The organism is Secundilactobacillus folii, assembly GCF_009720675.1.
GTDB lineage: Bacteria > Bacillota > Bacilli > Lactobacillales > Lactobacillaceae > Secundilactobacillus > Secundilactobacillus folii.
The window spans coordinates 157,707-180,767 of record NZ_WNJO01000006.1 but is presented as its reverse complement, the minus strand read 5'-3'; the positions used below and the strand labels follow the sequence as shown (position 1 = coordinate 180,767).

The window sequence follows — 23,061 nt, the reverse complement described above, 5'->3', positions numbered from 1 at the left end:
ACATGAATATTAAAGTTATTATAAGTAATCATAGTGCTTTCCCCCTTAAGCATACAGTATGATTGAACTGTCCGCTTTTTAATTTATAAGTCATAAAGGTGGGTAGTATCCAAAATAAACATCAGTATCAATCTCCTCCAAAAGACTGATAACTCACATTTTACATGATTATAACGAGACTACCTCAAGTGAAACTTAAAACCGTTCCTAAACGGATAATTCAGTACGTATACCCCACTACTAAAGCTCCAATTTATAACACTCGACATAAATGGCAGGTGCAATTATCATAAAATAACCTATCCCTAATTCAACAATATCCCGCTGATATCATCCCAGAGATACTGCTCTTGTATGTGATTATATGCGATTAACAAGCACTTTTCAAGGGCAATCCATCGAATTATTACAGAGAACCCTTACTTTAAGTAATGCGTTACACGCTGTCGAATCGACAAATTACGTTTGTTTTTTTACTAATTTTAATATGAGCTCTAAATATCATGAAAACCCGCTATCGCTAACTTATATTTCTGCGATAACGGGTTCAAAAATTTGGGTTGGATCACCAAATAAGTTCAATCAGTCAACTATGTCAATCATAAAACGTTGTGAATAAAAGTCTGCTAGTGACTTTTCTGTAGCTGTCTCATCAAAAATCTTATTCACAAATAGTCCGGCATTCATTAATTCGTCACCGTAATAGGTTTTAGAACTGTTGTTAACACGGTACCGCTGATCAGGATCCAAACCCTTAAAGAACATCCTGAGATAGGGTGCATTTGGCCGGCTTAAAAGCTGATAACGGGTGGCGATCGCATGCCTCTGATCGTCATCGACGACCATCCAGCTCATCACGTTGCCGTCATCTTCAAATGGGCTGGTAAGGCGATAAAGCTTACCGAACTGGTAAAGCGACCGGTAACGTTTGTAGAATTCAACTTGCGCACGGATTTCATCCGCTTCTTCACCTGACAGTTTTGAAATATCCAGCTCATAGCCAAAGGCGCCATAAAAAGCAACGTTAGCACGCGTTTCAAGCGATGTCATACGGCCGGTCTGCTCGTTTGGCACCGCCGAAACGTGGGCCCCCATCATTGACTGCGGATAGCCATAACTGGTGCCATACTGAATCTTCATCCGCTCGACGGCATCAGTGTCATCGCTGGCCCAGGCTTGTGGTGCGTAGTACATCATGCCAAGGTCGAAACGACCGCCACCTGACGCACAGGATTCAAACAAAACGTCTGGGTAGGCCTTTGTCAACCGCTCGTAAAGTTGGTAAACGCCTAAGATATAGCGGTGTGGCATCTCTAACTGCCGATTTGCAGGCAAGCCTTCACTATACGCTTCCGTGATGTAACGATTCATATCCCATTTAATGTAGTCTAGTTTAGTGTCATCAATTACTTTACCCATTAATTTAGCAATGTAATCAACGACTTCAGGCCGGCTAAAATCAAGCACAAACTGATTTCGGCCGGGTGTCGCCCGCCGCTTTGGCACGTGGATCAGCCAATCTGGATGTGCTTGATAAAGCTGCGAGTCAACGGAAATCATTTCCGGCTCAAACCACAGTCCAAATTGTAACCCTAACCCGTGCACCTGATCCGCAAAAGCACCGATACCATCAGGTAATTTCTTAGGGTCCACAAACCAGTCACCAAGCGAAGTGTGATCGTCATCACGATGACCAAACCAGCCGTCGTCCAGGACGAACATTTCGATGCCAAGGTCCTTAGCCTTGCGAGCGATCTTAAGTAATTTTTCAGCGTTGAAGTCAAAGTAGGTCGCTTCCCAATTATTGACTAAAATTGGGCGTTCCATTCGACGGTATTTTGCCGCTACCAAATGCTTGCTGTAGAAGTCTGCCAGTTGCTGGCTAAGCTGATTCATGCCACTGGCGGTGTAGCTCAGGACTGCTTCTGGCGTTTGAAATTCGTCGTCCGGTGCCAGGCACCAACTAAACTCGCTGGGATTAATACCCACTAAGACGCGGCTAGTAGCCCACTGGTCAACTTCAACCTGGTCCAAAAAATTACCCGAATAAATCAAATTGAAGCCAAATACATCGCCGGTGTCTTCAGTCGTTTCCGGCCGCGCCAGCATCATGAAGGGATTCTGCTGTGGACTCGAAGTCCCGCGAATCGAATCAATCGACTGAATGCCCGACCGCAGCGGCGTTCTGACTAAATGCCGTTCCCGTGCCCACGTACCAGAAAACTGGATCATCTCATAGCGGCTATCTGGCAAGTCAAGCTGGGCGCTAAGTGCTGAATCTAACGTCACGGCTTTGACCCCGTGATTTTTGAAGTTGGCGCTGCGAACGATCACGTCCTGGTGCGGGAAAACCGTGTAACTGAGTTCCAAATCAAGCTGAATCAACGCGTCCGTCAAGTGAACGATCAACGTTTCCACGTCATCACTGGCATCCTCAAACGTACTTGGAAGACCTTTAAGTCGCTGTTTTCCCTGTAATACTTCATAATGGTCGTACTGCAGGTCAGTGATCCGGCTGCCATTAGCCTGCGTCACCTGATACGCTGGCCGCCTAAAATCGCCGGTGCCAGTGGCTGCGTATTCCTGTTTGATCGCATCAAGCTGAAAATCGGGCTCAGCCAACGAGTAAGCCGGCGTTGAATTTTTCAATTCGCGCGTCAGCAAGTTATCGTAACTGGGCTCAACGTGAATTTTTCTCCCATAATAAACTTGTCCTAAAACACCATGGGCAAGTTCTTGAAAGATATAACTCGTGTGATCCGTCTGCAAATGAAACGTGTGATGTGTTTCGTCAACGTGAATTGGCAAGGTGGTTCCTCCTCTAATGATGTAGCAATAGCCCTGCGGTTTGCAACGCAAGGCTATCGACTATGAATTTTTAAATGACGTTACTCGTTACTTGTTTGCACAGTTGGCTGATAGGTCATGACCAGCTCACCGTGTTTAACGGTGCCCTGCTTGACTTTCAAGTCAACGCCCGAAGCATGATCGGTCATCACAACCATGACGGTATCATCATACCCCGCCTTTTTGATGGCCGGCGACCAGAACTCAATTAGCAGCTCACCCTTCTTAACTTGCTGACCCTGCTCAACGTACTGAACAAAGCCCGTTCCACGCATGTTAACCGTGCCGATGCCGATGTGGATCAGCGTCCCGACACCCTGGTCGGATACCAGCCCAATGGCGTGTCGCGTTGGGAAGGTTACCTTTACTGTACCATCAAACGGCGCGTAAATCTTGCCGTCTGTTGGTTTAATGGCGAATCCAGAGCCCATCTTACCAGTAGCAAAGTTTTCATCCGATACAGAATCCAAGGCCACGATTTCTCCATCGATCGGTGCTTCGTAATTGTAGTTGACCGTTCCGTTGGCATCGATATAATCAACATCTTCACCAATCGTCTTACCCCAGGTCTTTTCGAGTTCGGCCACGATTTGAGCATGTTCCTTTTCATCCAGCGTTACCTTCCGGAAGAAAATGAAGGTTCCTAATAAGATCAACACGGCTGGGAAACCAAACATCATGAGTCGAAATACCATGTGGCCATGAGTGGTAATGGTCGAAGCTGACGCACCAGCAGTCATGCCGGCCCAAACAGCGGTTAACCCAACGACTCCGTTAGAAATCGCCCCACCCATTTTATCCAGCAACGGTCGAACGGACAGGGTCAATGATTCGTCCCGGTGACCAAATTTCAACTGACCATATTCCACTGAATCGGTAATGATCATCAGCACAACCAGGAAGATCAGCGGTTGCGGAATGTAAAACAGAGCTGCAGCCAGTAAAACCAGCGCCAGTGAATCACCAGCAAAGAGGAAGAGAATCAAGGCAATGATCATTAACGCAATCGAAATGAAGAAGACGTTGCGACGATTGAACTTCTTGGCCATTGGCGGAAAGGCCAGCACGGCGAAGATCCCAATAATGGCGTTAATGGATGAGAGGATCGTGAATTTTGAAGCGTCCCCTAAAATATAAGTGAAGTAGTAGAGTTCTAGCGCATTCGTAATCTGCATGCCAGCGGTGTACAGTGCGTAGGTCAATGACAGCCACATTAATTGGTCGTTTCGCGTCAAGACCTTTAAAACGCCGCGGAACGTTGTCTTTTCCTTATTCTTCCGCAGTTCAGAGTGCTTTTCCTTAGTCCCAAGGGCCACGACACAGGCCGAAATGAAGGATACTAACGCCACCACGAGGGCGAAAGCAAACCAGCCTCGATTATCCCCCTGACCATTATTGGAGACTTGCGAAAAGGCCAAAACAATTGGCATCACCATGATCCCCACAATGTTGGCCCCAATGTTTGAACCGACCCGGGCAAAGGTCGCCGTCTTCTCACGTTCTCGTGAATCAAACGAGATTGCGGGAATCATCGACCAGAACCCCACATCCTTGAAGGAATAGAAAATATCCATCGTGATGTAAAGGACGGCAAAAATCACCAGATACAGATACGGGCTGGAGGTGTTCAGACCACCCATATTAGTGAAAAGAATCGAGATGGTCACCGCACTGATCAGGCCGCCGGCAACGATCCAGGGCTTAAAGTGCCCCCAGCGGGTGTTGGTATTATCAATCGTGTTGCCGATAAACGGATCAATGACTAGCTCGACAAACCGCAAGACAAAGATGATTCCGGTGATATAACTAACCATTGTGGCGTTCGTACCACCACTGGATTTATCAAATAAATGCGACGTCACGAACATAATGAAGTAAGTCGATAATGTCGCGTAGAACATATCGTGGCCAAACGCCCCGAACGCGTATGACAGCCGCGATGTCAAAATACGCCCCCGACTTTCTTGAGTGTTGACCGTACTATTTTCTGTCATGTTAAACGGACTCCCTTTTTGAAGTTAAATCATTTTGTTAGCGTTTACAACTAGGTGTGTGATGTAAAATGCAGTTTCTGAATAATAGCAGCCGGGAATTCCACCCGGTAATCATCACGACACCTGCTTAGCCACTTGCCGTTGTGCTAGTGTTGCCTGGGCTGCAGCCAATCGTGCAACTGGCACCCGGTACGGTGAGCACGAAACGTAGGTGATCCCGATTTGTTCAAAGAATTCAATTGAAGCCGGATCACCGCCGACCTCACCGCAGACACCGATTGGTAACTGCGGATTGGTCTGACGTCCCTTGTCGATGGCAATCTTCATTAACGCACCGACACCCTCCGTATCAATGGTTTGAAATGGGTCAGCTGGCAGGATCCCCTTCTTGATGTACACTGGCATGAAGGAGCCAACGTCATCGCGGGAATAACCAAACGTTAACTGGGTCAAGTCGTTCGTACCAAAGCTAAAGAAGTCAGAAACTTCCGCCACTTGATCGGCCGTGACGCAGGCTCGTGGCATCTCCATCATGGTACCAACCGTATAATCAACCCGAACGCCGCTGTTATCGACCATTTCCTTGATCTGGTCACTAACTAGGTCACGAACCCAGGCCATTTCAGCCTTTGAATCCGTCAGTGGGATCATGATGTGCGGGTGCACTTCTAAGCCTTCATCGTAAAGTCGAATCACCGCACTCATAATGGCTCTGACCTGCATCTGGTAAATATCAGGGAAGGTCACGGCAAGTCGGTCTCCCCGGTGTCCCAGCATTGGGTTCAGTTCCTTCAAACTGTTCGTTCGAGCCCGCAACTGTTCAGGTGACATGTGGATCTGTTTTGAAACGGCTTGAATCTCAGCTTCGTCATGTGGTAAAAATTCGTGTAACGGTGGGTCCAGCAGTCGAATCGTGACCTCTTTGTCCCCCGCTAACTTGTAAAGTTGATAGAAATCCTCCTGCTGCATTTGCAACAACTGATTCAATGGGTCAGCCCTGCCCGCGGCGTCAGTTGCTAGAATCAGGCGTCGCATCTGCAACAGGCGTTCCGGTTTGAAGAACATGTGCTCGGTTCGGGTCAAACCAATCCCGTCAGCACCGAAGTCCAGCGCTTTTTGGAAGTCCTGCGGCGTATCAGCATTGGTGTAAACGCCCATGTGCGCAACGTCTTTGGCCCAGTCCAGCAAGGTCGATAATTCACCTTTAACGCCCGCCGCGGTCGTGTTGATCTGCCCTAAATACAAGTTACCCGTGGTGCCGTCAACCGAGACCCAATCCCCCTCGTGAATCTCGCTGTCGTTGACGTGGGCGACTTTGGCCGCGTAGTCCACGTTGATCTCATGGGCACCAACGACCCCCGTAGCTCCCATACCACGGGCCACAACTGCCGCGTGAGATGTCATTCCGCCCCGGGAGGTCACAATGGCTTGACTGACGATCATCCCGTCAATATCTTCGGGCGATGTATCCTGCCGAATCAGGATCACTTTTTCTCCACCGTCCGCAGCGCGCTTGGCATCTTCCGCTGTAAAGTAGGCGCGACCGGTAGCGGCACCAGGTGATGCTGGCAAGCCAGTTGTCAACGGCGTCTTCTGGGTCAAATCATTCGCGTCAAACTCCGGATGAAGCATGGCTGAAACCGATTCAGGCCGGACTCTTTGCAGGGCTTGTTCCTTGGTAATCAGTTCTTCGCCCACCTGATCCACGGCAATCTTGACCGCGGCATATGGGGTTCGTTTTCCATCCCGAGCCTGCAGCAAGTATAGCTTGCCGTTTTCAATGGTAAACTCCAAGTCTTGCATATCACGGTAATGGGTCTCCAATTTTTCGGCGATGTCCATTAACTGATCGTAGATTGCTGGCATCTCTTTTTTAAGCACCTCAATGGACTGCGGCGTTCGAATTCCAGCGACCACGTCTTCCCCCTGAGCATTCAGCAGGTATTCCCCAAAGACCTGCCGCTCTCCGGTTGCCGGATTACGGGTAAATGCAACGCCAGTGCCCGACTGATCACCAGCATTACCAAAGACCATTTCCTGGACGTTGACAGCCGTCCCTAAGCTCTCTGGAATGTGATTTTGCTGACGGTAAACCTGTGCTCGGTGGTTATTCCACGACTCAAAGACGGCGTTGATTGCAGCCAGTAGCTGAGCCTTCGGTGACTGTGGAAATTCCCCTTTACCAGCTTGTTGGTACAGCTGCTTGAACTGACCCACGATCTGCTTAAGGTCTTCAGCCGTCAGCTCAAGGTCACTTGCGTAACCATTAGCCTGCTTCACATCGGTCAGTACTTGATCGAAGGTCTCTTCACCAATGCCGTAAACCACGTTGCCAAACATGGAGAGCAAACGTCGATAACTGTCGTAAGCAAAGCGAACGTTATGCGTCAATGAAGCTAAAGCCTCTACAGTTTGATCATTTAAGCCAATATTTAAGATCGTATCCATCATCCCGGGCATCGAAATTGCAGCTCCAGAGCGAACTGACACCAATAGTGGCTCTTTTGCACCATTAAACTGCTTACCGGTGAGCGTCCTTAATTTATCCAGTGCCTGATCCAATTCGACTAAGAGGTCCTCACTTAACGACTGAGTCCGCTGATAGTCGTGACAAGCATCGGTTGTTAACGTAAATCCATGGGGGACAGGCAGTCCCAAGTTGGTCATTTCGGCCAGGTTGGCACCTTTACCGCCTAACAGATCCCGCATTGACATGTTACCTTCTGAAAACGCATAGATTTGTTTTGTCATATAACCACTCTTTCTAGAAATAAAACGTTACATTTGTTTGGTTTATAATGTATATTACTTTGATTTCGAATGCAAGCCTTTTATTGTGATTGAGCTGATTATTGTTGATTTAAAGGGGTTTGAAAATTATGTATTACGTTTTAATGACTTAATGCAGCTATGAAATTCAACGATTAAGACGTCATGATAGTCAAAATATTGAAAAATACTCCTAAGGCTTTCCGAGAATTGAAGGAGAAAATTAATCCAAAAAAAAAACGATATCACAGCATCTCCAAGTTTGAGATTTCTGTAATATCGTTTGATTTAAGGGGTATGTGAAAATAATACTGGAAAATTAAAACATCGTTTATGGTGTCTTCAATTTTGGAAACTACGATTATCATCGTGACGATATTGATTAGTCTGGTCACTTTCGCTTCTGACGAAAGGTTCTCAGTGAAAGCCTTTTATCGATTTAAAGTGCATCTTAAAGATCCATTTGAATCAGTACTATTCGGTATAGTGAACGGGAATAAACCGGTAGCCGGTAGCATTTTCATTGCTAACAATGTGCCCAATTCCAGGAAACGGCAGATGAGCACCCGCAACCAATTCCGGTGTATCAGCAACTTGTTCAACCGTCTTCTTTTCAGTTGCCAGTTCTTTGGCAACCCGTTTTTCATCATACTTACCAAGTACTACTTCCACGTTTGGATCAGTTAACTGAACGTCCGGATCGTGAATAATGTCACCCCAGGCAAATAGTTTCTGGCCGTTTGATTCAATCAGATAACCGGTATGACCGATTGTGTGACCCGGTAAGGAAACTGCCGTGATACCATCCGTCAACTCCCCGTCTTGAGTAAATAAGACGCACTGGTTTTTCTGAACGTACGGCGCCAGCAGGCTGTCAAGGTTTGGTAAAATACTGAGCCAAAAATCGTAATCAGCTCGTTTTAAATAAACGGTGGCATTCGGAAATGTCATTTGATTATTGATCACTAAACCATCAATATGATCAGGGTGCGCATGCGTTAGAAAAACTTTGTCGACGTCTTCTGGACGGTAGCCAGAAGCTTTTAGGTTTGTGAGCATTTTACCCATGCTAGGCCCAAGGGCATCACTACTACCCGTGTCAATTAAAGAGAGTTCATGACCTGTATCAACCAGGTAAGTGTTTGAATCAACTTTGATATTTTCCCGATCGTCAATCATTGTCGTGGTCGTAAAATTGGCATGCCAAGCTTTAATGACAGTGTCAGCATCGGTGCCGTAATAAATGTCAGTATTCCCCAAGGCATAACCATCATAGAGTGCAGTGATCTCAACGTCTCCGAGTTGGTATCTAAAGTATCCTGGAACTTGTTGTTTATTCATCATAGACATCCCCTCCTTTGGGAGCACGCATTTCATAGTCCTGCTCTAATCGAGTGATTATAGACTATCATCAACAATTGTTTTTGTCAATAGTTGATTTAATCTTTTATTTTTGCTATGGTTAATCCAAAAGGAGATGAATCTCAATGTCACCATTAGGAATTGGTATCTCAACTGGTATTTTCTCCAGAAAAGCGCGTGCTTACTTAAAAGCCGTGATTAAAAAAATGGGCATTAAAGAAGTTGATGCCATTATTTTGATCAACGTCAAAGAAAACCCGGGCATTATTCAAGAAAGGATCGGTCAAAACCTAACCTTAGATAATGCGATGGTCGCCAGACGCCTAAAACAATTAGAGGCGGATGAACTGATTAAACGAATGATCGATCAAGCTAATCAGAGAACTAAGAAAGTTTATATTGAACCAACGGGTGAAGAATATGTGAACCGAATTATTCGAGAAATGTCATATTGGGATTCAATGGTCGTCAAGGGACTTTCGGATCAAGAAAAACAAACGCTAGCAAGCTCCTTGGCCTTTTTAAAGAATCGCGCTGAAGAAATCAATATCAATGATGTCTTAACAGCCCGAGAAGCGAACGAAGATTAAGTTAATTCTTCACCACACAAAAACGGCAGTCAACAACCAAAAATTTTGGTTGTTGACTGCCGTTCATTGTAGGCACTGATTCAATCGTTTAGAGACTAATTTTACCTTTAAGCCTGTTCAATAAAATGCTGAAAGATCCGGTTCTTGGTGATCTTGCCAGTGACCGTTTGTGGTGCAGCCTTATCCACAACAGGCAGTGAATCAACCTTGTGTTTCAACAGTAGCTGCCCCACTTGTTTCACCGTCATGTCAGCTGTGACGGTCACAATATTTGGCATTCGCGTCATGATCACACTGGCCAAAACAGCTTCGGGGTTGGCATTGTTGAAACTTGCTCGCAGCAGATCCTTCCGAGAGATCAAGCCGACCAGTTGGGCGTTAGCGTCAACAACAAACAGGGTGCCAACGTCTTCTAGGAACAGTTTACTAATGGCTTCTTGCAGTGAGGCGTTATCCTTGATCACTGCAGCCGGCTGCATAATTGTCGAAATTGGCTTATTATATAAAGTTTCGTAGCTCAGTGCAGCCTGATTGTCACCCTTATAAACGTAACCGACTTTGGGTCGGGCAGCCAAGACTTCCACTGCAGTCAATAATCTTAAATCACCGCGGATCGTAGGGACACTCAGATTGAGCTGCTGGGCAATTTCTTCGCCGGTCAAGGGACTGGTGGCCTTCAGCATCTGAATGATGGTTTGCTGTCGTTTCGTAAATTCCATTTGTGCGCTACCCCGTTTCAATGTCGCTTAAATATGATATCTTTATACGCCGATTATAACACTAATATGACGTGATATTAAACGAGGAATTACTGAAAGCGGGCTGAAGACTATCTCAAAAGCAATTGGATCCACCAACTGACTAATGAAAAAGAGCCATAAAGTGCCACTCTCACTTTAAGACTCCCGATTCAAGAATCTTTATCACTCGGCTCTTATCTACCTTTCGAAATCACCAGAGGTAATCAACTGGGTTCTTAATGTACTTGTTATAAACGTCTTGCACAATATCCATCTGCTCTGGTTTGAAAGCTGGGAGGTCTGACGCCACCGTGTTACGTTCAATCTGTTCTGGTGAACTAGCACCTGGAATAACCGCCGTAACCGCATCGTACATCAAGATGTAGCGCAGCGCCATGGCTGCCAAATTGTCAGTTTTAAGACGTTCTTTTAGTTCTTGTGCTGCCTTGACCCCCGTCAAATAATCGACACCGGAAAAAGTCTCCCCCTTGTCAAACAGTTCACCGTGACGGTTAGTCGTTCGGTGATCATCTTTACCAAACTTGGTGTCAGCCGTGTATTTTCCGGTCAAAAGACCACTAGCAAGAGGAACCCGGGCGAGGATGCCAACGTTGTTTTGCTTGGCTAGTTTAAAGAACAGTCGTGCCGGTCGGAGACGAAACATGTTAAAAATAATCTCAACTGCAGATATATCATAATCCATCGCCTTAATCGCTTCTTCGACCCTTTCAACACTCACACCATAGTTCTTGATCTTCCCGGCCTTTTTCAGCTTATCCATGGCAAAGAAGGTTTCTGGAAGGTAGTAGACCGGCATTGGCGGGCAATGAAGCAACACGAGATCAAGCGCTTCGACACCCATATTTTGAAGTGATTCATCAACGTAACGGGTCAAATGTTCGGCGTTGAAATGCTCTGCACTCAATGGCATCTCTTTGCGGCCGATCTTGGTCGTAAAATGAACGTCTGGGTGCGACTTGACGAAGGCGCCAACTGCTTTTTCACTGTTTCCGTCCTGATAACCATCAGCTGTATCAAAAAAGTTGACACCCTGTTCGTAAGCTTCTTCCAGCGTCGCATCCGCATCCTTGATGTCGAATGGCGCACCCCATTTACCACCAAGTTGCCAGGTACCCAGCGAAACATCGCTAATGTTGAAACCAGTTTTACCAAGTGTTCGATAATTCATATTCAGGTCCCCTTTAAGATTCTAAATCAATCACTTCATATCGTTAATGCTATTGTTATTATACGAGTTAGAGCGGGATGAAAGTCAAGATACCATGACAAGTTAGCAAGGCGACCAATCGAAAAAGACCGCCAAAAAAGCCGCCATTAGCGACTTCTTTACGGATTATCCAATTAACGCCACGTTGCTGATTCTCAACCACGTAGCTGTTGATCCAAATAAACTAAAATCATCTAAAGACTAATGCTTTCGATATCGCTGTCAGCGAATTTTACACGCATTACCCCGTATTCCACCCACTTATACGTTAAACTTTATCGGCCTTCCTCAGTTCGTCACGCTTCAGGCCTAGATATTTCTCTTCAGCCTCACGTCGCGCGTCGATTGCTTCTGTGATCGTCTTAAAACTCTTTAGCAAAACGTAGCGGTGATCCACCATTAAACGGGCGAACCACTTGCCAGTCTGCCGGTCATATGAAACGCCAATGACCCCACTCTTGTTTCGAGCTGATTCCGAGATCGAACTTAACGCGACCCCGTTTTCATCCTTAAGCTGGTCTGAACGGCCCATGTAATCCACGAACTTTGGGTTCTTATACACACGCTGGCTGGAAAGATCCCTGCGCAAGCAGCCGCAGCTCTTCGTGATTCCGGAACGTAGACGTACGCCGTCAACAACTGTCTGATTACCGCAGTCGCACTGGCACAACCACATTGCGTTAGAGTTAGCTGGGTTATTGCCATGGTACTTCAGAACAACTAGCCGCCCGAAACGTTGGTTGGTCAGGTCAATTCTTTTACTCATTTTTACGCCATCCTTTGATGTATACTTATTTTTGCTTACTTAATTTGAGAATATCGTCAATACAAATATGGCATAACCCTCTAGACCAATGATATTATATCACCATTAAGAAACAAAAATACGATTAATGCTTACTGATAACGTGCTTAAGTTTCAGCTTAATTTTAAAATACAAAACGATCTACTTGTGAAACTTAAAGTTGTCATCAATCCCGTCATCAATAGTTTCGGTGCAATAATTGTATCATCTAATGGGTATGGATTGCACTGTATTTGCTAAAAAAATTACCTTTTTTTTAGATTAATACAAAACTATAAAAACGTCTACCAAATGATTACCGATTATGGTAATACTCATTGGTAGACGTTTTAATTGATTTAAGCATGTCCTAGAATTATTCGTTTGATTGTAAGGCTTCAATCATGTTGATCCGTTTAAGCCTGTAGTGGGTCACCAACATGACAATGACCGTAAAGGCAATCATCAATAGCGTGGCGACCACGTACCCCAACCAGTGGATCGTAGTCGGGAAGATGACCTCTGCAGTTGCGGCTTGGCGCATGATATACCAGGTCAGTAAGTTACCCACACCGTAACCGACTATGATACCCGCAATGGTCAAGATAATGTTTTCACGAACAATGTACATCGTCACTTCGCCATCGTAAAAACCCAACACTTTAATGGTGGACAATTCCCGGATCCGCTCCGAAACGTTGATGTTGGTTAAGTTATACAAAACAACAAACGACAAGATCCCTGACAGTGCAATAAAAATCAGGACAACTGGGGTTAAGGACTTCGACATTGTGCTAACCGACTGCCGTTGATCCGCCACGTAACTAGTGGCGAGCACGCCACCGCCATCTAACAGTTTTTGAGCCAACGACTGACGCTGTTTAGCAGTCTGATGATTCAGCCGGACCAGCAGGGTGTTGAACGGCGCAGAACGTCCCAGCATCTTCTGGTAAGCGAAGCGACTCATGTACATGTAATGCCCCATATAATTTTGAACAATCGCCGTCACTTTGGCGGAACCTTTGTGATTATCGGTTGTGTCAACGTGGACTCGATCGCCAACTTTGGCATGCAGCAGATCAGCCATCTTTTGAGTCAGCACAACGCCAGACCGTTTCAACCTAACTTTTTGTCCCTTCTTAGTGGACAGTAAGGAAACGTAACGCCCAAATTGCGGTGCGAATTCTGGCGCCGTCAGATTCACATCGGTCACTTTTTGACCGTTCAGCGAAACTTCGCCTACATCACTAGCAACCGTTGTATGACTGTAATACTGATTGTTCTCATTTAAGAGCATGTCAGTCTTGCTTTCGTGCCCTGCTAACTTCAGTCTCACCGTGGCTTGATAGTGAATGATATCGTGGTACTGTCGGGTAGCCGTACCGCCAATCGAATCTTGGATACCGAATCCCGTTAGGATCAACGCTGTTCCGCCTGCGATACCGATAATCGTCATAAACATCCGCGACTTGAACCGAAATAGGTTCCGATAGCTAACTTTGCGATTGAAACTTAAACGCCGCCATAATGGTGTGATTCTTTCAAGCAAAATTCGCTTAGCTGATTTTGGTGATTTAGGCCGCATCAGGGCTGCTGGGCCTTCGTTTAACTCCTGCCGCACCACGATACCAGCAGCCCCAACTGTCGCAATCAAAGCAAATATTAACGACATGATAATGCTGTCCCACTGCGGACGAACGACCCATTTAAGCGGTATATAGTTCTTATAAAGCGCCAGCACGATTCGTGGCAACCCGGTATTGCCAATCAACACCCCTAAAACCGTTCCAATCAGACCGGCCGTAACGGCGTAAACCAAGTAGTTACGGGCAATCTGCCACTTCCCATAACCCAGTGCTTTAAACGTGCCGATCTGGCCACGGGCTTCCTCGACCATCCGCATGATCGTGGTAAAAGTGATCAAAGCAGCAATCAGGAAAAAGAAAACCGGAAAGACGTTGGCAATGGCCGCAATGCGATCAGAACTGTCGCCGTAAGCACTAAAGCCGGGCAGGTCTTCGCGGGTTTGCCAGTCGTATGCAGTCGTGGTAGCCCCCTTAAACTTGGCTTGAGCAGCCGCTAATTTAGCCAGGGCACGCTTCACCTGTCCTTGAGCACCCACAGTCGTTGGCCCAGCGGCTTGCAGCTGTTTAAGCTGACTTTGTAACTGCCGTTTCTGAGCGGCAAACTGGGCAAGCCGGGTGCCCTGCAGCGATGCCGTACGCGCTTTGCTACGGTCTTTAAAGATCCGCTTTAGCTGATCCACCTGATGGTTCACCGCATCTTTATATGAGCTACCAAAAGTGTCGCGTGACTGTAAATTGGCAAAGCGGATCGTCAGCATGGTTGGTAAAGTTAAATGCAGTTGGCTAGCGCGAACGTACGCAAAGTAACGGACTGTGCCGTCACCCACGTTAGCCGCCCCACGACTGGCGTTGTCGATATAGCGCGGTGAATCCGCAAACCCAACGATTCGGTATGACTGATGAACTAATCCGGCCGATTTCTTAAACGAATAGGTTTGTCCAAGCTTGTAACCATACTTCGTTTTCGCTCGTTGATCCAGTACGATTTGTTGGTTAGACCTAGGCAAGTGCCCAGAGCGGAGCGAAAGCTGGTTTTGCTTTTGGCTGCTGTCATAGCCGTACAGTGCAACGGCTGCTGATTCACGACCGCCGACCACCGGCTTGTACTTGACACTCTCAACCTGCCCACCCTTTAATTGCCGAGCTGCCTTCAAATCAGCCTTGGTAAATCCCGTCGTGGAGGTTACTTGAACGTCACTTAACTTGTCAGCTGTGACCGTTTTTTGCAGCGAGTGGTTGAGTGACGGTCCTGCCGCCTTGACGCCAACGAAGATCAGCACACCCAGCATAATAATTAAAATAATTGCGATGAAGCGACCCTTTGAACGCGCCGTTTCCCGCCACATATTTTTTGTCAATGGTTTCAATGCATTCACCTACCATTCAATGTCGTCGATCGACTTTGGTGTTGGATTATCCACCACTTTGCGAACCTTAGCATCGTTGATATAGATGACTCGGTCAGCCATATCGGCGATGGCGGCATTATGCGTGATGATCAGAACCGTTTTATTTTCCTGACGGCTGGCGTTTTCCAATAGTTTGAGCACCTGTTTACCGGTTTGGTAATCTAGGGCTCCCGTGGGCTCGTCACACAGTAACAATTTCGGGTTCTTGGCCAGTGCTCTGGCGATGGCAACTCGTTGCTGTTCACCGCCAGACAACTGGGACGGAAAATTATCCAGGCGGTCGCCCAGTCCAACCTGTTTCAAAACGGTGGTCGCATCCAGAGCGTCACTGACGATCGATGACGCCAGCTCGACATTTTCACGCGTTGTTAAGTTCGGAATCAAGTTATAAAACTGGAAGACGAAACCGACGTCATGGCGGCGATAAGTGGTCAATTCCCGCTCAGTGTATTTGGCAATATCAATGCCGTCAATGATGACTTCACCTGCCGTTGGGGTATCCATCCCGCCAAGAATATTTAGAACCGTTGATTTACCAGCACCGCTTGGCCCCAAAATAACGGTCAGCTGACCCTGTTCCGCTTCAAAGCTGATATCGTGGTTCGCGATAATTTCTGTTTCACCCATTTGGTAACGTTTTTCTTCGTGTTTAACTTCTATGTAGGCCACGTGTGAGTCCTCCGTTCTATTAGTTGACGACGTATACCAATATCATACACCAAATTATTTTTCGATACATGTTTGAGTTAGCGTATACTCTAAGTTATATAATAACTTTATTAAACAGGAAAGAAGACGAACACCATGCCATATTCAATTGGCCAAGTTGCCAAAAAGACTGGCTTAAGTACTTATACACTACGGTATTACGACCGCAAAGGCTTGATGCCGTTTGTGAAACGAAGTCCTTCCGGCCGCCGAGAATTTACCGACAAAAACCTCGATTTTATTGACCTGATCACCTGCTTAAAGGGAACCGGCATGCAGCTTTCAGAGATTCGCAAATTTGTTGAGCTGGCCATGCAGGGCGACGCCACTTTGACAACTCGCCTGAACATCTTTAAGCAGCAACAAGAAGCTGTGAAAGCACAGATCAAGCAGTCGCAAAAGTTCCTCGATAAACTTGACTACAAGGTTCGCTTCTACACTGCTGCCTGTGAAGCAGGAACTGAGACCGCGGTTTCCGGCAACTGCGACCTGCCTGATCAGCCGATCGTGATCAATGAGCAGTTACGCGTTAAGAGAGCGTAAGAGGGGTAAATGAGCTGGCAACAATTACTGTTTAGATCACTCCCAGACCACTTATTGGATGTGACAAACTAGGTCGGTTAAAGTGCCGCAAGTTTCTTCACGCTACCATCACGCTAAATTTCAATCAGCTCGAGACTGTTATCTAGCGGGGGCGTGCGTCAAAATTCTGTCGTCGGCCACGTACACGAATAGCGTCGCAGATCCCAAATCAGGAATCCACGACGCTATTTGATTACTTTCTGAAATCTAACCGAATTTTGTTACACCCTTACGGCAAAACGTTGCCAGCAGCGAAGTACAGATCGTACCATTCCTGCTTGGTCATTTCAACGTCTGCCCCGGCAATGCTTTCTGACAGGTGCTGTGGGTTCATTGAGCCTAAAATAACCTGCATATTGGCTGGGTGACGGAGAATCCAAGTCGTGGCAATGGCGTTTTTGGTGACCCCTTTGGCATCTGCCAGTTCCTGTAATTTAGCGTTCAATTCAGGGAACTTCGGGTTGTCGATGAAGGTGCCTTCAAACATGCCGTACTGGTACGGTGACCAGGCTTGAATCGTCATGTTGTGCAACCGTGAGTACTCGATGATCTCGCCATCGTGGTTCACGCTAGCGTCGTCTTTCATGTTGGTGTGCATACCAAAGTCAATCGTGCCAGTGTGCATGACACTAAATTGCAACTGGTTGACCATTAACTTTTGACTGAGACCTGATTGGATCAGATCAACTTGCATCGGGTTGCAGTTTGAAACGCCAAAGTGACGCACTTTACCAGCAGCCTGTAATTCGTCAAAAGCCGCTGAAATTTGGTCGATTTCCATCAGTGGATCCGGACGGTGCAATAAGAAGAAGTCCAAGTAGTCGATGCCCATCCGTTGCAGAATGCCATCAACTGATTCAATTAAGTGATCTTTGGAAAAATCATAGCGTTTGCCAAAGACGAGGTCGCCGTGACTGCGCTTTGGATCAATCACGATACCGCCCTTTGACTGAATGATTAAATCGTCACGCTTGATTCCGGATTTCTTCAGCGCCTGACCAAAGGTTTTTTCAGACTGTCCCGAACCGTAAATGTCAGCAGAGTCAATAAAATTAACGCCCTTGTCGACGACCGTTTGTAACACTTTAGCAGCTTGATCAACGTCTAGACTGACCATCCGCATGACCCCGAATGCTACCGCGGATGCTTCTAAACTTGAATTGCCAACTTTAATTGTTTTCATTATAGATAACCCTTCCTTTCACGACTTCTATTATAAAAGTTAGAGCTGACTCTAGGTCAATATAAAAATCAGACCCCTTGAATCTTAAATCCAAAATGATGATCTTCTTCAGCTGAGATATGGTACTGCTCTTCCACGTCCGCTCCCCAGCTATCGATGCCACCAACACCCCGAACAGCGCCAAACACCGTTAGCACGGTTCGACGTGGCGCCGGCAATTCCTCATAGTGGGTTGCATTTTCCAATTCCTCAGCGGTATATGGCAAGCAACTAAAGGCAAACGGCGCCTCATCCTGTTCAAACGTTAAACTAAACGGTGCATCTGAGCGGTCAGCATTGTTCAACGTTTGGTTGCGGGTCACCGTGACTTGCTTAGTTGCCATGTGCATGCCGCATTCTTCTGGAATCAAATACTTTGTCACTGGCAAACCATCAACGGTATATGTGCCTGGAACCGCACCAGCCATGCGGTCAGGATAGGTTTCACCAGACAGCCCATCATAGGTAAACTGAGTGGCAGGCGTTGGCATGATAAATCGTAGACCCAGTGCTGGCAACTGCGGCAGACCCTGCTTTCCATGGTAGTCCACTGCAACCCGGATCTCGCCGCTACCATTGACCGTGTACGCTGCCGTCACAGTAGTGGCTGGCACCGTCAAGGTTTCATACGTGAACGTAATGGTGACATAATCAGCGAATTCGTGGTTGCTGTACTTGTTATTCTCCGGTGAAATTGGCAGTGGAATTGGCTGACCATTGACGGCCACAGCTGCTGACGTGCATTTTAAAAACATATCGGTACCCAACCACATGGCAGAATCAACCGAAAAGCCGTTACCACGGTCATTATCAGTAGTCGCACGCCAAAAGGTCGGTTTCGGTGCCCGGTAGAGCCATTCCTTGCCGTGTTGGACCAGTGACTCCAGGCCACCCTGTTCGTAACTAAAAATGTAGCCAAAGTCATCGCCACGCAGTCCCAGCGTTGCGTCACCATATATAATTTGAACCTGCTTAGTTGATGTGCTTGCCATAGTAGTATTTCACCTCCTGAAGTGCTGGTTTCGGTGTCCGATCGGCGAACATGAGACCGTCAGCAGAGAATTCATAGTCGGAATGCCGGTCGTCAAAGTCCCCGCCATAACGTAAAACAGTCTGCCCAGTTACTTCGTCCTTAACTTCTAGGGCCTGATCAATAAAGTCCCAAATGAAGCCGCCCTGATACATTGGAAACTTATCAAGCAGCGCATCGTAGGAAGACATTCCGCCCAGTGAATTACCCATGTCATGCATGAATTCACAGTCGATAAACGGCTTCTTCGGGTCGTTGGTCAGGTACTCTTCAATTGCCTTTGGCGGATCGTACATCATACTTTCCATGTCTGAGATTCGGTCTTCGTAGACCCGATTGCGACAGACCCCTTCGTAGTGAACGAGACGGGTGTCGTCGTGGTCTTTGTAAAATGCATTCATAGCTGCAATGTCATCACCCGCATAGGATTCATTGCCAAGCGACCAGAATAAAATCGCGGTGTGATTCTTAAAGGCCTCATAGTTACTACGGGCACGGTCTAACACGGCTTCACGCCACTGCGTTACCGACCCTGGAACGTTATAGGAAGGCTCGACGGCACCCATTTTCTGCCAGGTGCCGTGAGACTCCAGGTTGTTTTCAGCCATCATGTAAACGCCCGTGTGATCACACAGGTAGTACCAGTCGATCTGATCCGGATAATGGCAGGTTCGAACGGCGTTGATATTGTTCGCCTTAAACGTTGCTAAATCGGCCTTCATGTCAGCCATCGTGACTGAACGGCCGCGCTTGGAATCCCATTCGTGCCGGTTAACACCGTTGATCACTAACCGCTTGCCATTCAGGGTCATGATCTTATCCTTCATCTCAAAACGACGGAAGCCAAAATCAAACGGCACAATTTCTAATGTATCACCCTGCTCATCCATCACGGTGATCTTCAAATGATACAGGTATGGATCGGTATGCTGCCAAAGATGAATGTTAGGAATTGTTTCATGATCAACTTCAAAGTGGTCGTTGACCGTTTTTTGCGTACTGTAAATAATTTGACCCTCGGCATCCGTCACCTCAACAGCAACACTGCCATCCTCGCCAGTTTCACGACTCAAAGCCAGTTCCAAATTAAAATCACCGGTCTTCAGGTCTGAGTCAACATTTGGTCGCAATTTCATATCGCGAACGTGCAGCAACGGCTGACCAACTAGGCGCACACTGCGGAAGATTCCGGAAAAACGAAACATATCCTGGTCTTCAATAAATGCGGCGGTACTGCGCTTGAAGACCTCGACGGCCATCAGGTTCTCACCGTCCTTCAAATAGGGTGTCAGATCAAACTCTGACTGTGAAAAACTATCCTCGGCATAACCGACAAAGTGACCGTTTAACCACAAATACATGGCCTGTTCGACACCATCAAACTGCACCACGATATGCTTACCCTGTAACGAACGGTTCAAGCTGAAAGTGGTGACGTAGGCGCCAACGGTGTTATCTTCACCCTGACTGAACATCCCTTCGCCCTTGTCATCAGCACTGAGCGCATACGCGGGTCGGCGGTAAATCTTCCCTTCCCAAGGATAAGTGGTATTAATGTACTTAATTTGACCATAACCTGCCAGCTCAATGTGACCGGGGACGGTAATGGTGTCAAAGCTGCTCCGGTCATAGTCTGGCTGCCAAAAACCGACTGGCCGTTCAGACGGGTTCTTGGCAAATTTAAATTGCCAAGTGCCATCTAACGACTGTACAAGACTACTTTGCTGGGCTTGGACTTCTGCCTCAGTCTGATAAATTCGATGATCACTATGCGCTGGTAACTGATTGACCCGAAAAGTTTCCGGATCATCTAACCAACTAATTTCTGGTGTCATTGCGTTAAGACCTCCTATTGTTTGTCACAATTTTGAAGCGCTTACAGTTTTCATCATAAATGATTTTGCTTCCCACTGGCAAGTCCCTTTCAAGATTTTTTCACTGCTTTCACTATTCTCCAGGAGTGTGAAAATCGCTTTGCACCTTCGAACCGAGTTAGGGACTGCTGAGAAGGCTGGCCGTTAAAATGATTTTTAATGGTCAATATCACTAAGGATCTCCCCTTAAATAAAACAATCAGATTAAATTTAAAAATGCATCTTAAAAAAGGTGTAAAGCTTAGTCGAATCATTCATCTGAGAACCCAAAATTGAATTGCTTCTCAACCAAAATAACGACACACCCGTCAATCATTTTTAAATCTTAATGTTAAGGGACTCCGTTACTCCGGATAGGAAGGTTAAAAGTCGGCATGGATTTCTGAAATTCATGCCAAAAAACATTAAATTAAAATGAGACGTCTTGCTACCAAATGTATAATTAGTCTGCATACAGTGAATAAAGAACGGTTATAAGCCGAATAATTATCATGTTTTCACATTTTTATTTAAAAAAGACTTAACATTTTTTCATTTTATGTTAATCTTAAATCAATGTTAGTTTAAATCACATTGGGTTGGGATTGAGGAGGATCTGTATGAGAATTCATCGTTTATTAGCAGTGTCAGTTAGCGCAGCTGCCGTGGCGTTATTACTGGGTGCTTGTTCGTCCAATAAAAGCACGTCCAGCAGCAAACAAGCCATCACTCTACCAACTGACCAAGAACTAAGTACCATTGACCTATCGAAATCAACAGCATTGTCCACGTTTAATACGTTGAATAATACGAATGAGGGTCTCTACCGATTGGGAAAGAATAGTAAGGCAGAACCGGGTATTGCAAAGAGTGAAAGCGTTTCTAACGACCAGCTCACCTACACCTATAATCTCAGATCGAACGCTAAATGGAGTAACGGAGATCCCGTCACCGCGCAAGACTTCGTTTATTCCTGGCGACGGACGGTTAATCCAACGACCGGTTCGCAATATGGTTACCTCTTTAGCGGCATCAAGAATGCCGATGCCATTCAAAATAAAAAGAAAGCCGTCAATAGCCTAGGCATCAAAGCCTTAGGCAAGTACAAACTGCAAGTCACCCTTGAAAAGAAGATTCCATATCTCAAATTGCTGCTGGGCTTTCCGGTATTCTTCCCTCAAAACCAAAAAGTGGTTCAAAAGTACGGCAAGAATTATGGTACAAGAAGTTCGCGGATGGTTTACGACGGACCATTTAAGCTCACGGGCTGGAACGGAACTGGCAACACTTGGAAACTCGTTAAGAATTCCAACTACTGGGACAAGAAGCACGTTAAACTCAACACCATTAATTACCAGGTCGTCAAAGATAAGGGCACCGCGTTAAATCAGTATAACCAAAAGAAACTGACCGGTGCGGAACTCTCTGGCAACCAGGCTAAAAATCTGCGAAAGCGATCCGATTATAAGTCGTTTATGCAAAGTTCAGCGTTCTATCTATCCTTGAACCAAAAGATGAAATTGTTCAAGAATAAAAAGATTCGTGAGGCTTTCTCCATGGCAATCAACCGTAAGCAACTGGTCAATAAAGTGCTTGACGATGGCTCGATCTCAACGGGTAGCTTCGTTTCTAAAGGTTTGGCAACCAACCCGAAGACTGGCAAAGACTTCACCGCGGATGCATCATATCCAAAATCGGACTCCTATAACCTACCTCAAGCTAAAAAGTTATGGCGTCAGGGCCTCCAAGAGCTGGGGATGAGCGGTCGCACGATCCATTTAACCTTACTAGCTGGTGATGACGACAATGCTAAGCAGGTCACCCAATACCTCCAGAGTAATTTACAAGAATTACCGGGGTTGAAGATCACCAACAACAACTTACCTTCAACCAACGTGCTTGCAAAGCAAGCCTCACACAGTTTTCAAATTACGATGTCGGACTGGTTTGCTGATTTCTCTGACCCAATCACCTTCTTGAACATCATGACGACTGGTAATTCAAGTAACCAGCCACAATGGTCAAATAAGACCTATGATAATTTGATCAAAGCTTCTAACACCACCGATGCCAATAATCCAGAAGCACGTTGGCACGATATGGTGCAAGCGCAAAACGTTTTGTTGAATGATGCCGGCATTACGCCACTGTATCAATCCGCAGATCCATGGCTGATGAGAAGCAGTTTAAAGGGCTTCATCTACAACACTGCTGGCGCTAATTACAACTTCAAGAACGCTTATGTGAAGTAGCTCCAAACAGTAGAAAAGTCATTCGTTTTTCACTGCGCTAATCTTCACAAAAGTTAAAAAATTCACTGGTAAAACTCAGAGCACAGTTGATACCGACAGATACA

Annotated in this window: 15 protein-coding genes; 3 read left to right on the top strand and 12 right to left on the bottom strand. The window is 46.3% G+C overall.

Annotation, left to right across the window (positions count from 1 at the left end; genetic code table 11):
- Nucleotides 1-582: 582 nt before the first annotated feature.
- From GM612_RS06720 to GM612_RS06705, 4 genes are all read right to left on the bottom strand, one after another.
- Entirely contained in the window at nt 583-2,808 is a 2,226-nt protein-coding gene (locus tag GM612_RS06720) for an alpha-galactosidase (RefSeq protein WP_155431615.1), read from the bottom strand.
- An 80-nt stretch (nt 2,809-2,888) separates the two neighbouring features.
- Nucleotides 2,889-4,841, bottom strand: a complete 1,953-nt coding sequence (locus GM612_RS06715) for a sugar MFS transporter (RefSeq protein WP_155431614.1) — start codon at nt 4,839-4,841, stop codon at nt 2,889-2,891.
- A 114-nt stretch (nt 4,842-4,955) separates the two neighbouring features.
- A complete protein-coding gene (ppdK, locus tag GM612_RS06710; RefSeq protein WP_155431613.1) occupies nt 4,956-7,592 on the bottom strand; it encodes a pyruvate, phosphate dikinase in 2,637 nt (878 codons plus the stop codon).
- Between the two features lie 492 nt (nt 7,593-8,084).
- Nucleotides 8,085-8,954 (bottom strand): MBL fold metallo-hydrolase, encoded by an 870-nt coding sequence (locus GM612_RS06705; protein WP_173021240.1) that lies wholly within the window; start codon nt 8,952-8,954, stop codon nt 8,085-8,087.
- A gap of 143 nt (nt 8,955-9,097) precedes the next feature.
- Between GM612_RS06705 and GM612_RS06700 the strand changes: the two genes are divergently transcribed.
- Entirely contained in the window at nt 9,098-9,562 is a 465-nt protein-coding gene (locus GM612_RS06700) for a MarR family winged helix-turn-helix transcriptional regulator (protein WP_155431611.1), read from the top strand.
- A 107-nt stretch (nt 9,563-9,669) separates the two neighbouring features.
- On the opposite strand, the gene GM612_RS06695 is transcribed toward GM612_RS06700, so the two are convergent.
- From GM612_RS06695 to GM612_RS06675, 5 genes are all read right to left on the bottom strand, one after another.
- Nucleotides 9,670-10,281: a helix-turn-helix transcriptional regulator gene (locus GM612_RS06695; RefSeq protein WP_155431610.1), complete on the bottom strand. Its 612-nt coding sequence runs from the start codon at nt 10,279-10,281 to the stop codon at nt 9,670-9,672.
- Between the two features lie 232 nt (nt 10,282-10,513).
- Entirely contained in the window at nt 10,514-11,491 is a 978-nt protein-coding gene (locus tag GM612_RS06690) for an aldo/keto reductase (protein ID WP_155431609.1), read from the bottom strand.
- 307 nt (nt 11,492-11,798) lie between these two features.
- Nucleotides 11,799-12,296: an AP2 domain-containing protein gene (locus GM612_RS06685; protein ID WP_155431608.1), complete on the bottom strand. Its 498-nt coding sequence runs from the start codon at nt 12,294-12,296 to the stop codon at nt 11,799-11,801.
- Between the two features lie 395 nt (nt 12,297-12,691).
- On the bottom strand, nt 12,692-15,268 hold the full coding sequence (locus GM612_RS06680; RefSeq protein WP_155431607.1) for an ABC transporter permease: 2,577 nt from the start codon (nt 15,266-15,268) through the stop codon (nt 12,692-12,694).
- Nucleotides 15,269-15,277: 9 nt separating this feature from the next.
- On the bottom strand, nt 15,278-15,979 hold the full coding sequence (locus tag GM612_RS06675) for an ABC transporter ATP-binding protein (RefSeq protein WP_343031831.1): 702 nt from the start codon (nt 15,977-15,979) through the stop codon (nt 15,278-15,280).
- 135 nt (nt 15,980-16,114) lie between these two features.
- Here GM612_RS06675 and GM612_RS06670 point away from each other — a divergent pair, with 135 nt between their 5' ends.
- On the top strand, nt 16,115-16,561 hold the full coding sequence (locus GM612_RS06670) for a MerR family transcriptional regulator (RefSeq protein ID WP_155431606.1): 447 nt from the start codon (nt 16,115-16,117) through the stop codon (nt 16,559-16,561).
- 268 nt (nt 16,562-16,829) lie between these two features.
- Here GM612_RS06670 and GM612_RS06665 read toward each other — a convergent pair whose 3' ends face one another.
- The 3 genes from GM612_RS06665 to GM612_RS06655 form a co-directional block, all read right to left on the bottom strand.
- Complete coding sequence (locus GM612_RS06665) at nt 16,830-17,783, bottom strand: aldo/keto reductase (RefSeq protein ID WP_155431605.1); 954 nt, start codon at nt 17,781-17,783, stop codon at nt 16,830-16,832.
- A 68-nt stretch (nt 17,784-17,851) separates the two neighbouring features.
- Nucleotides 17,852-18,814 (bottom strand): beta-galactosidase small subunit, encoded by a 963-nt coding sequence (locus GM612_RS06660; RefSeq protein ID WP_155431604.1) that lies wholly within the window; start codon nt 18,812-18,814, stop codon nt 17,852-17,854.
- On the bottom strand, nt 18,795-20,687 hold the full coding sequence (locus GM612_RS06655) for a glycoside hydrolase family 2 TIM barrel-domain containing protein (protein WP_155431603.1): 1,893 nt from the start codon (nt 20,685-20,687) through the stop codon (nt 18,795-18,797). The genes GM612_RS06660 and GM612_RS06655 overlap by 20 nt, the downstream gene beginning before the upstream one ends.
- A gap of 638 nt (nt 20,688-21,325) precedes the next feature.
- Between GM612_RS06655 and GM612_RS06650 the strand changes: the two genes are divergently transcribed.
- Nucleotides 21,326-22,957 carry a peptide ABC transporter substrate-binding protein gene (locus GM612_RS06650; protein ID WP_155431602.1) on the top strand — a complete coding sequence of 544 codons (1,632 nt, stop codon included), beginning with the start codon at nt 21,326-21,328 and terminating at the stop codon, nt 22,955-22,957.
- The last annotated feature ends 104 nt before the right edge of the window (nt 22,958-23,061 follow it).

What these genes read in the sequence shown, in the direction of transcription:
- GM612_RS06690 (WP_155431609.1), bottom strand. Translation starts at nt 11,491, where the DNA reads ATGAATTATCGAACACTTGGTAAAACTGGTTTCAACATTAGCGATGTT.
- GM612_RS06695 (WP_155431610.1), bottom strand. Translation starts at nt 10,281, where the DNA reads ATGGAATTTACGAAACGACAGCAAACCATCATTCAGATGCTGAAGGCC.
- ppdK (WP_155431613.1), bottom strand. Translation starts at nt 7,592, where the DNA reads ATGACAAAACAAATCTATGCGTTTTCAGAAGGTAACATGTCAATGCGG.
- GM612_RS06660 (WP_155431604.1), bottom strand. Translation starts at nt 18,814, where the DNA reads ATGGCAAGCACATCAACTAAGCAGGTTCAAATTATATATGGTGACGCA.
- GM612_RS06670 (WP_155431606.1), top strand. Translation starts at nt 16,115, where the DNA reads ATGCCATATTCAATTGGCCAAGTTGCCAAAAAGACTGGCTTAAGTACT.
- GM612_RS06705 (WP_173021240.1), bottom strand. Translation starts at nt 8,954, where the DNA reads ATGATGAATAAACAACAAGTTCCAGGATACTTTAGATACCAACTCGGA.
- GM612_RS06715 (WP_155431614.1), bottom strand. Translation starts at nt 4,841, where the DNA reads ATGACAGAAAATAGTACGGTCAACACTCAAGAAAGTCGGGGGCGTATT.
- GM612_RS06650 (WP_155431602.1), top strand. Translation starts at nt 21,326, where the DNA reads ATGAGAATTCATCGTTTATTAGCAGTGTCAGTTAGCGCAGCTGCCGTG.
- GM612_RS06700 (WP_155431611.1), top strand. Translation starts at nt 9,098, where the DNA reads ATGTCACCATTAGGAATTGGTATCTCAACTGGTATTTTCTCCAGAAAA.
- GM612_RS06685 (WP_155431608.1), bottom strand. Translation starts at nt 12,296, where the DNA reads ATGAGTAAAAGAATTGACCTGACCAACCAACGTTTCGGGCGGCTAGTT.
- GM612_RS06665 (WP_155431605.1), bottom strand. Translation starts at nt 17,783, where the DNA reads ATGAAAACAATTAAAGTTGGCAATTCAAGTTTAGAAGCATCCGCGGTA.
- GM612_RS06655 (WP_155431603.1), bottom strand. Translation starts at nt 20,687, where the DNA reads ATGACACCAGAAATTAGTTGGTTAGATGATCCGGAAACTTTTCGGGTC.